The 11,426-nt window shown below is 70.7% G+C and carries 12 protein-coding genes and 2 pseudogenes; 8 read left to right on the forward strand and 6 right to left on the reverse strand.

All coding sequences use genetic code 11. The features are described 5' to 3' along the window. Positions 1-849 precede the first annotated feature (849 nt). The 4 genes from BUE44_RS35040 to BUE44_RS35055 all read right to left on the reverse strand — a co-directional run bounded on the left by BUE44_RS35040 (position 850) and on the right by BUE44_RS35055 (position 3,090). Positions 850-1,188 carry a hypothetical protein gene (locus BUE44_RS35040; protein ID WP_073503061.1) on the reverse strand — a complete coding sequence of 113 codons (339 nt, stop codon included), beginning with the start codon at positions 1,186-1,188 and terminating at the stop codon, positions 850-852. A 58-nt stretch (positions 1,189-1,246) separates the two neighbouring features. Then, entirely contained in the window at positions 1,247-1,999 is a 753-nt protein-coding gene (locus BUE44_RS35045; protein ID WP_073503062.1) for a hypothetical protein, read from the reverse strand. A gap of 3 nt (positions 2,000-2,002) precedes the next feature. Further along, positions 2,003-2,554 carry an RNA polymerase sigma factor gene (locus tag BUE44_RS35050; protein ID WP_073503063.1) on the reverse strand — a complete coding sequence of 184 codons (552 nt, stop codon included), beginning with the start codon at positions 2,552-2,554 and terminating at the stop codon, positions 2,003-2,005. A gap of 116 nt (positions 2,555-2,670) precedes the next feature. After that, positions 2,671-3,090, reverse strand: a complete 420-nt coding sequence (locus tag BUE44_RS35055; RefSeq protein WP_073503064.1) for a hypothetical protein — start codon at positions 3,088-3,090, stop codon at positions 2,671-2,673. 214 nt (positions 3,091-3,304) lie between these two features. Between BUE44_RS35055 and BUE44_RS35060 the strand changes: the two genes are divergently transcribed. After that, a complete protein-coding gene (locus BUE44_RS35060) occupies positions 3,305-4,408 on the forward strand; it encodes a glycoside hydrolase family 18 protein (protein WP_200804627.1) in 1,104 nt (367 codons plus the stop codon). Between the two features lie 349 nt (positions 4,409-4,757). On the opposite strand, the gene BUE44_RS35065 is transcribed toward BUE44_RS35060, so the two are convergent. Continuing rightward, a complete protein-coding gene (locus BUE44_RS35065; RefSeq protein WP_143172668.1) occupies positions 4,758-4,976 on the reverse strand; it encodes a hypothetical protein in 219 nt (72 codons plus the stop codon). Between the two features lie 244 nt (positions 4,977-5,220). Here BUE44_RS35065 and BUE44_RS39445 point away from each other — a divergent pair. From BUE44_RS39445 to BUE44_RS38235, 7 genes and pseudogenes are all read left to right on the forward strand, one after another. After that, positions 5,221-6,327 (forward strand): annotated as a pseudogene (locus tag BUE44_RS39445) (polysaccharide deacetylase family protein); the annotation flags it as partial. Positions 6,328-6,380: 53 nt separating this feature from the next. After that, on the forward strand, positions 6,381-6,956 hold the full coding sequence (locus BUE44_RS39450; protein ID WP_265737194.1) for a glycosyltransferase: 576 nt from the start codon (positions 6,381-6,383) through the stop codon (positions 6,954-6,956). A 4-nt stretch (positions 6,957-6,960) separates the two neighbouring features. Further along, complete coding sequence (locus tag BUE44_RS39135; protein WP_235002765.1) at positions 6,961-7,416, forward strand: hypothetical protein; 456 nt, start codon at positions 6,961-6,963, stop codon at positions 7,414-7,416. Between the two features lie 215 nt (positions 7,417-7,631). Beyond that, entirely contained in the window at positions 7,632-7,937 is a 306-nt protein-coding gene (locus BUE44_RS37700) for a hypothetical protein (protein WP_073503066.1), read from the forward strand. A gap of 292 nt (positions 7,938-8,229) precedes the next feature. Then, positions 8,230-9,051: a trypsin-like serine protease gene (locus tag BUE44_RS35080; protein WP_200804628.1), complete on the forward strand. Its 822-nt coding sequence runs from the start codon at positions 8,230-8,232 to the stop codon at positions 9,049-9,051. Between the two features lie 130 nt (positions 9,052-9,181). Continuing rightward, positions 9,182-10,378: a S53 family peptidase gene (locus BUE44_RS35085; RefSeq protein WP_073503067.1), complete on the forward strand. Its 1,197-nt coding sequence runs from the start codon at positions 9,182-9,184 to the stop codon at positions 10,376-10,378. Positions 10,379-10,452: 74 nt separating this feature from the next. Then, positions 10,453-10,824 (forward strand): hypothetical protein, encoded by a 372-nt coding sequence (locus BUE44_RS38235; protein WP_200804629.1) that lies wholly within the window; start codon positions 10,453-10,455, stop codon positions 10,822-10,824. Positions 10,825-11,077: 253 nt separating this feature from the next. On the opposite strand, the pseudogene BUE44_RS39950 reads toward BUE44_RS38235, so the two are convergent. Beyond that, positions 11,078-11,236: pseudogene (locus BUE44_RS39950) on the reverse strand (sigma factor); the annotation flags it as partial. Between the last annotated feature and the right edge of the window lie 190 nt (positions 11,237-11,426).

Genomic DNA, 11,426 nt, shown 5'->3' on the forward strand with positions numbered 1-11,426 from the left:
ACTCACAGACCATACGGAACCAACGGCGTTCGTCATTCACCGTCCGCAGCACGATCGAAGCTCGGTCCCCGAACCTTGGATAACCAGTGGCGTCCAGCTCGACGATATCCATCCCCACGCCGGCCGGAAACTTCGCGAAGCCCTTCAAGAACGTGCTCCAACCGCGCGCCGACCAGGCCCGCCGACTTGTCACCCGCCCAGCGGCGCTGCCGTAACGCGTCAAGGACGCCCACATGGTCCCCGGCGCACCCCACGGCCCGCTCCCGACGCCAGGACGGGACCGGGGCAACGCCACCTCACCGTCCCGCAACCCCCCGACCACATCAGCGAGCAAGCCTCCGGTCACCGCCTCGAACCACCTCAAAGCCAATCCGGGCAGTGCGTCGGGCTCCGCAAAACCGTTGAGCTCGATACTCGTCACAACAGCCTCCAGCGTCTTACGCGTCCCGGAGATGCGACAGCGCACCGCATCCCCGACGACCAGCGTCCGCCTGCCGCGGCACCGCGACGCCGAGGTGACCTCCGGCGACGGCCCCGCCGCCGTCAGCCTCGTCCTCGGTGAAGGTGGCGGCCGGGCAACGTGCGCCCTGACGGTCAAGGGCAAACCGTCCAGCACGCCACCGCCTACGGCTCCTACGGCCGGGCCACCTGCACAGCCGGTGCCACGGCACCGCAGGCCGGCGCGATCACGTCTCTCTCTGATGCGCGATCGTGACGGGCCGGAACAAGCGGTCGGCGATGACGCGGTAGACGAATTCCGAGGTCGGCATCTCGAACCAGTGGAAGGGTTCAAGGGGGTCTTCGCGCCGCCACAAGCCAGCTCGCAGGATCCGCACGGGTATCGGCCAGTCAGTAGTACTCGTCCTCGATGTATGAATGACCCCATCGCAGCAGCCCGGTGCCGTCGCCCTCAAGAAGTCCGTGGGGCTGGAACAACGCCAGGTTGTCCGGGTTTGCACGTACCAAACTGAGCAGCGACGCGTGATTCCCGGCGAGCGTTTCTACCGCGTCCTGGGCGCCGAGCGGGACGAGGTAGTCGCCGAAGGCGCCACCGGGTACTCGACGGCAGAGCTCCTTGAAATCCGCAGGCAGAGAGGTGCCCGGAACGAACTCGGTCCCGCTTCGGTCGAGTTCCCGGTGCGGCGTGCCGTACCGGGTCGCAGCCTCGAGACGGTCGATCCATTCCACATGGAAATCCTTCGCAGGTGAGCTGAGAACCCTGAACGGCGAAAGCCGGGTCGTCGTGCTACTTCCGGCGGGCGGTGGCCGGGTGGGTGGGGTGGGTGGGGTGCGAAGCCGGAGAGGGGGTGTGACCGCCCGGTTGGCTGGTCAGTGCGGAGCAGTACGCGTCGACCCCGGCGGCGCTGCCGGCGGCCTCTTCGAGGCGCGACAGCGACGGCGAGTCCAGCGACCGGCCTCGCTGCGCTGCCTTGAGGTGGGACTCGCACAAGCCCTTCAGTCCAGGTACCTCGGGAGCTCCGGTGGTGTGCTGGGGGTGGGTCACCGGGGGCGGGGAAAAGGGCGCCGGGCGCCTTGTTGCGCCGGTGGCTTTGGGGATGGATTGCCGGTTGCTGGGCGTTGCGGGAGCAGTGGTGGCCTTACCAGTGACGGGGGCGGAGGTCCCGGAGTGGAAGGGGCGCGGGAGGGCGCCGGTCTGTGCGGCGATGGCCACACCGCCGAGCGCGAAGAGCGCGGCGGCCCCGCCGATCATCGCCTTGGCGCCACGCGATCCGCGGACCGAACGGCGGACGCTGCGGCCCGACACGCCGCCCCGCGCCTGCGCCGGCGCCTGCGTGAACTCCCGGGCGAACGCCTGGAGCGCGGCGCGCTCGTCGTCAGCGCGGCCGGCCAGGGTGCCGTCCGCCGCGGTGAGCAGCCGAGCCAGATCGGCGATCCGCGGGTCGGACCCCGCGCTCTCCTGCGCGATCTCTTTGCCGTCGAGCAACCGTTCCGCGAGGTCGGGGGCCGGCCACGGCTCGTCTTCAGGGCTGTCTTTCATACGTCATTTCTCCTCGGAGCCGCTCAGGCGCTCGGACAGGCGTTTCAGGCCCCGGTGGCAGGCGGTGCGCACCGCGCCCGGCCGCTTTCCCAGCACGTCCGCCGCCATGGGACCGTTGAGTCCCAGCACCACGCGCAGCAGCACCGCCTCGGCCTGGTCCTGCGGCAGTTCAGCGATCAGGGACAGCGCGCGTTCCGTGGAGAGGTTCTCCAGCGCCACGCCCTCCGAGCCCTGCGATGTCGCGGGTTCGTCGGTCCGGTCGTCCAACGATGTCGTACGCGGCCGGACGCTGATCCTCCGCAGGTGATCCAGCGCCCGGTGCCGGGCGATGGTCGCCGCCCAGCCCCGGAACGCCTGGCCGTCACCGCGGAAGCCGCGCAGATCGCGGACGACGTCGTGCCAGGTCTCCGATGCGATGTCGTCCGCCTCGTCACCGATCAGCCCCCGAAGATATCCGAGCAGCATGGGGTGGACCTCGCGGTAGACGATGCCGAACGCGGTCCGGTCACCGCTTCTAGCCCGGTCGACAGCGTCGCCGAGTTCCCCGTCGTCCATCCGTACACGCCGGCGAAGTTCCGCCTTGCTCACTCGTCCTCTTCGCAATGGCCGGCACCCTGCGAACGTCTTCGCGCCGGCCCCGGATCGGTCACCATCCCGCTGTCAGGCGGGCATCACACCTGGGCGCGGCCCACCACCGACAAATAGAACAGCCGCAAGCTGTCCACCATCCCGTTCTCGTACCGCTTGATCGCCTTGCCGAGCGGATTCCACAGCCTCCCGTCGGAGCTCCGGATCCCGAACGACTGTCCGAAGATATCGCGCTGGCCTGCGTCGAAGTCCACCCAGGCGGCACCGGCCTCGCGTACCAGCACCTCGCCAACGTAGGCACCGAAGCCGAGGAGGGTCGGGGCGACCGCGGCCGCCGGCGGCTTCTCCCGGCGGATCCCCTCGATGACCCGGTCGACCAGGGCCAGGCTCTCCGGCGTGTAGTCGAGCCGCACCCTAGCCCCCTCTCGCGCCATCACCACCACATCGGCCGCGATACGAGAGCCGCGCATGGCCACCGGGGATTGCCTGGCGATGTTCTCCATCGTGCCCCTCCGCCCGCCGTTGACTGCACCGCGGTTCGCGCGGCTCGTACCAGAGGCGCGGCACCGAGCGAAAGCGTTACACCGCCCCCCAGCGCGCCGCCGCGCCGCCACAGGCGGCCGAATTTTGGTCTGTACCAATCGATTGACAGAACGCGGTCACGGGCTTCACCGTGTGAGCCGTCCCGATGGATCACCTGTTCGCCAGGAGGCGTTCATGCGTGTGCTGCTCGGCAGAGCGAAGTCCTACGCGGCGGCCGCCGTACTGGTGGCCGCGGCCGCGGCCGTCCCCAGCGCCGTTCCGGCCGCAGCGGCCGGTGGCACTCCGCCGCAGGTCTACGGCGCGTGGCACTGCGGCAACGACGCCTGCACGTGGGCCACCGTCCGCGACATGACCGATTTCGACCTCAACAACCACTGGCTGATCGACCGCGGCGACGGCCGCCCGTCGGTCAACCTCGTGGTGCTCAGCTTCGTCAACCCCCTCACCCTGCTCAACTCCACGACCAACAGCGGCAACGCGAACGGCGTCCCGGTCGGCATCAACCAGGCGGTGGTGAACTACTTCACCAGCCACGGCATCCGGGTGATGCTCTCGATCGGCGGCATCACCTACACCGACGACTGGAACACCGCGCTCGCGCAGAACGCCACCCTCCTGGGGCAGAAGGCCGCGGCACTCGCCACCCAACTCGGTGTCGGCATCGAGATCGACTACGAGCAGAGCGCGAGCCCGAATACCGCAGGTCTCCAGTCCTTCATCACCGCCTACCGGTCCGCCCACCCGTACAGCGCATCCGGCGCCGACCCCACCGCGCGGCTCACCATCGACGTCGCCGCCGGCGACCGCTGGCTGATCGCCCTCGACCAGTTCGCCACCGCGAACTGGCTCACGACCGCCAACCCCGTACTCGACTACGCCAACGCCATGGTGCCCAGCAAGCAGCCCTCCGCGAGCGGCGCCGAGACCAACTGGCAGGAGCACCTCACCGGCAAGTCCAACTACAGCCCGCCGATCCCGCCGCTGGCCCCCGCCAAGTTCACCGGCAGCCTGTACATCGCCGAGGGCTCCCAAATCCGCCCCGAATGCGACGACTTCGCGTCCTCGGTGCAGAACACCACCGGCACATGGACACAGAACGCGGCCCCCGCGGGCGCCGGTACGACCTCCGGACTGCTGGGCTACATGTTCTGGGCCGCGGAACGCCCCTCCACCCGCGGCGTGACCACCGACCCGCCCAACTCCTGCGAGAACGGCGTCGGCGCAGGAGCCACCGCGTACAACATCCCCCTCCCGATGCCCGCGCTTCGCCAGAACTGACCTCTGGGCGCCGTCACCGAGTGCCGCCACCGGCCTCGGTGACGGCACATATCCGGAATATGGCGCTCGTCGCCAAAGGCTCGGGATGGCTTGTAAGGTGCGCCGCCGTGCACCCCACTCCCGACACACGTACGCCGGAAGGCGCCTCCCGGCACCTGGCCGAGGACAGCCACACGGAGGCCACCCGTCCGGTGTTCCTCGACGCCTCGGGGCGGCGCCAGCGGCGCGTGCGCCGGTTCGGAAGACTGCTGGTCGTACCGGCCGCCGGATACGTCGCCCTGCTGCTGAGCGCGGCTCTCGGGGGGCCGACCGTCTCCTCGCCGTACCTTCCGCTGCCCGAGGCCAGCGATCATCCGGCCAGGGTCTCCAGCCCCCGGCCGGGCACCCACGAGGCGCCGAACCCGGCGACCGGCACACCGGCCGGCGGGCGTCGTACGCCGAGCGCCGCCACAAGCCATGCCCCGGCCGCCACGAACGGCGCGCCGAGCCCGACCGCTTCGTCGAACGTGTCGCCCACGCCCACGGAGGCGCCGAGCGCCACCGCGACCCACGGCAAGAGCGCGGTCACCCATCCCATCCCCAGCCACACCTCTCACGGCCACGGAGAGCACCGGTAGCCGATCCACCGCCGCGAAGGAACACCGCCATGACGCCCATCCCCGTCGGCCCGCCCACCGCCGCCCGCTCCCGCAAACGCCGAGGGCGCCGCGGTGTCGTACGCAACGCACCGCTGCGCACCCACTGGCTGCTGCTCGTCGTGCTGGTCCTCACCCTCGGCGCGGCGCTGCTCATCCAGGGGCTACACCCAGCACATGTTCGGGATCAGCGACGACGCGGCACCTTCGCGGCCGGGGCCCACCAGCCAGGCGCCCGCCGGGGTCTTCCACGGCGGTCCGGTGATCGACAGCGCCGCCGTACCGGCCCGCACCGCCCGCCCCCGGCCGCACACCATCGCGCTCACCTTCGACGACGGTCCCGACCCGGTCTGGACGCCGAAGATCCTTGCCGTGCTGCGCCGCCACCACGTCCACGCCACGTTCTTCGTGGTGGGCACCCAGGTGGCCGCCCATCCGGCACTGGTCCGGGAGATCCTCGCCGACGGCAATGAGATCGGCATCCACACCTTCACCCACGCCAACCTCGGCCACATCCCCGGCTGGCAGCGCTCCCTGGAACTGCGGGAGGCCCAGCTCGCGCTGGCCGGAGCCACCGGACGCACCAGTTCGCTGCTGCGCCCGCCCTACTCCTCGGTCAACGACGCCCTCGACGACCAGGACTGGGCGTCGGTGCGCGCAGGCGGCCGCGACGGATATCTGACCGTGCTCACCACGCTGGACAGCGAGGACTGGCAGCGGCCCGGCGTCGACCAGATCGTGGCCAACGCCACCCCACGGGGCACAGACGGCCAGATCCTGCTGATGCACGACGCGGGCGGCGACCGCTCCCAGACAGTGGCCGCCCTCGACCAGCTGTTGCCCCGGCTCGCCGCCCGCGGCTTCACGGTCACGGCCGTCTCGTCCGCCGTCGGCCTGCAGGACGCGATCCACCCCGCCTCCGCCAAGGAGCACTGGCTCGGGCTCGGGCTGCTCAGCGCCCTGGACGGCAGCGCCTGGGCGCTGAGGATCCGCGGCTGGCTGCTGTACGCGGCGGACGCGCTCGCCCTGGTGCGCGCCGTCGCCGTACTGGTCGCCGCGCGCAGGCACGTACGGAAGCGGTCCGCCGGATGGGGGCCGCCCGTCGCCGCGCCGGTCAGCGTCATCGTGCCCGCGTACAACGAGAGCGCGGGCATCGAGGCCGCCGTCCGCTCACTTCTCGCCTCCGACCATCCCGTCGAGATCATCGTGGTCGACGACGGCTCCACGGACGGCACCGCGGACTTGGTCGAGGCACTGCGGCTGCCGTACGTACGCGTCATCCGGCAGCGCAACGCGGGCAAGCCAGCCGCTCTCAACACCGGTATCAGCGCTGCCTCTTGCGAACGGTTGGGATTGGTGACGGCGACACGGTCTTCGAAGCGGACGCCGTCCGCATGCTCGTCCAGCCGTTCGCCGACCCGCGGATCGGCGCCGTATCCGGCAACGCCAAGGTCATCAACCGCGGTGGCCTGCTGGGCCGTTGGCAGCACATCGAGTACGTCGTCGGCTTCAACCTCGACCGCCGGCTGTTCGACCTCGCCGAGTGCATGCCGACCGTGCCCGGCGCCATCGGCGGGTTCCGGCGCGACGCACTGGTGCGGGCCCGCGGAGTCGACGACGCGACCCTGGCCGAGGACACCGATCTCACCATGGCCCTGTGCCGGGACGGCTGGCGGGTGGTCTACCAGGAGGACGCCGTCGCCTGGACGGAGGCACCCGCCACGCTCGGCGCCTTGTGGCGGCAGCGCTACCGCTGGTGCTACGGCACTCTGCAGGCCATGTGGAAGCACCGCAGCGCCCTGACGCAGTCCGGCGCCGCGGGCAAACTGGGCCGTCGGGGGCTGGTCTACCTGCTGCTTTTCCAGATCCTGCTGCCCCTGCTCGCCCCGGTGGTGGACATCTCCGCCCTCTAGCCGGGTGTTCCTCGACCCGGTACGCATCCTCGGCCTGTGGCTCGGCTTCCTCGCCCTCCAGGGCGCCATGGACATCCACGCCTTCCGCCTCGACGGCGAGCGCACGAGACCCATGTGGAGCCTGCCCCTCCAGCAGTTCGTCTACCGGCAGTTGATGTACCTCGTGGTCATCCAGTCCGTCGTGACCGCCCTGTCCGGGTCCCGGCTGCGGGTGGCAGCGCAGGGAGCGCTACGGGAGCCTGCACGTACCGACCCAGGAGCCCCAGCCCCAGCCCTCGCCGGCGTCGGCGTCGGCGTCGGCGTCGGCGTCGGCGTCGGCGTCGGCGTCGGCGTCGGCGTCGGCGTCGGCGTCGGCGTCGGCGTCGGCGTCGATGGCGCCGACACAACTGGCAGACGCGTGGGCGCACGAGGCACACGCCGGTACCGGCGTGAGCGACGTGACATACCTGCGCAGCGGTGAGACACCCGGGCTCGGCTAAGGTGTCCCGGCCCGCCCGAGCGGTCCTCGGGACTCCGCGACCGGCTGGTGAGACGCGGTTGAGGGGCGCGGAGCCCTAGCGGGTGCCGCGCTCCTCAGCCGTTCGCACGTGTGCCGGGCGTCAGTGCCGTCGGTCCGCGCGGCGGCGGAAGCGGATGGCAGCGCCGCCGGCCAGCAGGAGAGCGGCCACACCGGTGATGCCGATCACGGACGCACCGGTGGAGGCGAGGCTGCCGCCGTTGGGCGCAGGGGACTCGGTGCCGGCGACGGCTGCCGCCGAGGAGGACGAGGACGTCGGGGACGCGGAGCCGCTCGGCTGCGTACCGCTGGAGGACGAACCGCCGGTGGAACCACCCGTGGAACCGCCGGTCGACACCGACTCGGACGGCGACGGGGAGCCGCTGGACGTGCCGGTGCTGCCGCCGGGACCGCCGCTGTCGGTGCAGGGTCCGCTTATGCAGATTAATGCCAGGCCAAATGCGCACCCTCATCGCAGCTTCTGATGGATCGTCGGGCTCCGGTACGCGGCGAATGCTCTGATTTATACGGCACCTTGCGCAACACCGCTCGAATCGTCACACTGCACGCGTCCACCGGCAGGGCATGCCCGGTTGCCGGGCGGACTGCGGGTGCCGGTCGGGGGTCCGGTGATGTTCGGTTCGCGTGGTCTGTGATGCCGCCGGGAAGCCGGTGGCTGCCGTGAGGGAGCTGATCGTGCCGTTCAGGAATGCGGGAACCACCTCCAGGTCCGTGGGCGCCGCCGTGGCCGCCCTTGTCTTCAGTGTCGGACTTGTCATGACCTCGACGTCTTCAGCCATGGCGATCAACTCGTACAACGCGACGCCGGCCCCCGAACGGACCGAGGTCGGGGCGCTGATCGTGCGATGGGACGACGACGCGGACCCCGCGACGCCCGACCGGGTGGACTGGGAGTGCTCCGGCACCATGGTCGACGGCGACACCTTCCTGACCGCGGGGCACTGCACCACCGACTGGCCGGCCGGCGTGCGCTTCTACGTCTCGCTGGACCAGGACGTGCAAGCCGCACTGGACTCCGCGGCGGCCGCCCATCCCGGGGACCCGATCGCGGTCTCCACGGCGGTCGGAGTGGAAGGCCTCGCCCACACCGATCCGGCCTACCCCGGCCCGTCGGCCGACCCGCACGACATCGCGGTGATCCAGCTGCCCGCGGCCGCGGTGGCCGCCCGGTGGACCTTCACCCCCGCGACGCTGCCCGGCGCCGGCGAATTGGGCGCACTCGGCCCGCAGCAGCTCGACGCCACGCCGTTCACAGTGGTCGGCTACGGCACACAGGAGGCCCGGCGCGGTCCCGGCGGGCAGACACACCCCGGCGGCGGCGTACGCATGAAGGCACCGGTGGGCTTCAACGCGCTGAACCCGTCGTGGGTCCGGTTGGCGATGACCGCGCCGCAGGGCAACGGCGGTGCCTGCTATGGGGATTCAGGTGGACCGAACTTCGCTGTGCTCGACGGCGCCCCAGTGCTCGCCGCCACCACCATCACCGGGGACTCCCCCTGCTACGCGACCAACGTCGCGTACCGGCTCGACTCGCCGGCGGCCCGGTCCTTCCTCGCCCCGTTCGTCGCCCTCCCCTGACGACGGGTCATCGAGCCCGCACCGAGTCCTCACCTGACGGCGGCATGCGCGCCGTCCGCTCTTACCCGAGCGGAACCGGTCGCCTGCCGAGGTCGAGAACCCGCTCGACCACATACTCAAGGAGAGTCACATGCAACTGCGCGCACGGTGGTTCGGCATAGGCGTGGCAGCGTTGGCGGCGATCCCGCTCACGGTGCTCGGCCCCGCCGGAGCCTCGCACGCCGCGGTCAGGCCCGCCCAGGCGACGGCGCACTCCTGCGCCACCGCCAAGACCGGCTCCGCCTCCTGCAAGGCGATCGTCCGCACCGACCTCGCCTCCACACTGTCGGTCGCACCGAACGCCACCCCCGCCGGCTACGGACCCACCGACCTCCAGTCGGCCTACAACCTGCCGTCCGCCACCGCGGGCGCCGGGCGCACCGTCGCCATCATCGACGCCTACGACGCCCCCACCGCTGAGGCCGATCTGGCCGTCTACCGCGGCCAGTTCGGACTGCCCTCCTGCACCACGACCAACGGCTGCTTCAAGAAGATCGACCAGAACGGCGGCACCAACTACCCCCGCAAGGACGGCGGCTGGGCCCAGGAGATCTCACTCGACATCGACATGGTGTCCGCGATCTGCCCGAACTGCCACATCCTGCTGGTCGAGGCCAAGTCCTCGTCTTTCGCCAACCTGGGCGCAGCGGTGAACCGCGCCGCCTCGACCCCCGGCGTCGTGGCCATCAGCAACAGCTACGGCGGGTCCGACGCCTCGGACGCCACCTACGGCTCGTACTACAACCACCCCGGCATCGCCATCACCGCCAGCTCCGGTGACAGCGGCTACGGGGCAAGCTACCCCGCCTCCTCCCACTACGTGACCGCCGTCGGCGGCACCACCCTCAACACCGCCTCCGCCTCCCGTGGCTGGGCGGAGACCGCGTGGAGCGGCGCGGGCAGCGGCTGCTCCACGTACAACACCGCGCTCACCAGCGCGTCGACATTCGGCACCGGCTGCGCCAAGCGGGCCGAAGCCGACGTCTCCGCGGTCGCCAACCCCTCGACCGGCGTAGCGGTCTACGACAGCACCGCCTACCAGGGCTACGTCGGCTGGATGGTCTTCGGCGGCACCAGCGTCTCCGCCCCGATCATCGGCGCGGTGTACGGCCTCGCCGGCAACACCGGCTCGATCGACAACAACTACCCCTACACCCACGCCGGCTCGCTGTGGGACGTCACCTCCGGCAGCAACGGCTCCTGCCCCACCACCCAATGGTGCAACGCCCGCACCGGCTGGGACGGCCCCACCGGCCTCGGCACCCCCAACGGCACCGGCGCCTTCTAGACAACACCCGCACCCCGCCCCGGGCCGGACGAAACACCTCTCCCGGCCCGGGCCCAAGTGACGAACTAGGTCCCATGACACCTTGCGCATTCGTCGCCATCGTATGGAAGACGGTGGAGGACCAAGCCGCCCACCCCACCGACGCACCCGTCATCTACGACGCCCCTGACGGCGTCAGCCTCGCCGACCTCGTCGCCGAGGTGACCCGCTGGGCGGGACGGCCCCGGAACCTGGCCGCAGGCGGCTTCGCGGATCCCACGCTCACCGAGAACACCGGGCTGGCCCTGATCGAACCTTTCGGCGCGCAGTTGCTGGAGATGCGGGGCTGGGCCTACCGGTCGCGGTGGATCGGCTGCGGCGAGATCGCCCGACCCGACGGAACCAAGCCGGTCGTCGTACTCGCCACCCGAGAAAATCGCAGCCGCCCGTCGGGCTGCCGAGCGTGATCCTGTGCTCGTCGCGTTCGAGTGCCACGTCCAGCGACAGTGCGGAAAAGCTGCCCAGCGCCGTCAGACCTACTCGGACCTCCTCCTCGGACGGACCGGTACGGCTTGCGAGGACGGTGACCGGAGGTACGGCATCGCCCCGGCCGCTGCCTTGTTCGGCGATGGCGGCGCGTACCCGGTTGCGTGCCTCCTGGACGCTGCGCGGCACGTGCACACTCCACAGATGGTCCCGGAAGTGCCGCTTGATCTCACCGTCGATGGTGGGGACGGCATATGAGGCGAACGCGTCGCCCCGGTCGGGGTCGAACCGGTCTACCGCCTTGATCAGGCCGACGACCGCGATCTGTTCCAGATCCTCCAGCGACTCGCCACGGTCGCGGTAACGGGCCGCCAGCCGCCGGGACATCGGCATCCAAGCGATGATGACACGCTGCCGGTATGCCTCCCGGTCCACGGTTGAAGTTTCCCGTGATCTCGGACGCTCGTTCTTATGCGGCGGTGGTGTGCCGCTGTCGGGTCTCGTGCGGGGTCAGGTAGCCCCAGTTGGGGTGTTTGCGTAGTCGGCGCCGGTTGTAGAAGGTCTCGATGAAGGAGAAGACCTC

This window comes from Actinacidiphila paucisporea, from assembly GCF_900142575.1.
GTDB classification, from domain to species: domain Bacteria; phylum Actinomycetota; class Actinomycetes; order Streptomycetales; family Streptomycetaceae; genus Actinacidiphila; species Actinacidiphila paucisporea.

Bases quoted from the DNA above. Each gene is read 5' to 3' on its own strand.
- BUE44_RS35050 (WP_073503063.1), bottom strand. From the start codon at position 2,554: ATGGACGACGGGGAACTCGGCGACGCTGTCGACCGGGCTAGAAGCGGT.
- BUE44_RS35060 (WP_200804627.1), top strand. From the start codon at position 3,305: ATGCGTGTGCTGCTCGGCAGAGCGAAGTCCTACGCGGCGGCCGCCGTA.
- BUE44_RS35055 (WP_073503064.1), bottom strand. From the start codon at position 3,090: ATGGAGAACATCGCCAGGCAATCCCCGGTGGCCATGCGCGGCTCTCGT.
- BUE44_RS38235 (WP_200804629.1), top strand. From the start codon at position 10,453: ATGACACCTTGCGCATTCGTCGCCATCGTATGGAAGACGGTGGAGGAC.
- BUE44_RS35045 (WP_073503062.1), bottom strand. From the start codon at position 1,999: ATGAAAGACAGCCCTGAAGACGAGCCGTGGCCGGCCCCCGACCTCGCG.
- BUE44_RS35085 (WP_073503067.1), top strand. From the start codon at position 9,182: ATGCAACTGCGCGCACGGTGGTTCGGCATAGGCGTGGCAGCGTTGGCG.
- BUE44_RS35080 (WP_200804628.1), top strand. From the start codon at position 8,230: ATGACCTCGACGTCTTCAGCCATGGCGATCAACTCGTACAACGCGACG.
- BUE44_RS37700 (WP_073503066.1), top strand. From the start codon at position 7,632: ATGCCGATCACGGACGCACCGGTGGAGGCGAGGCTGCCGCCGTTGGGC.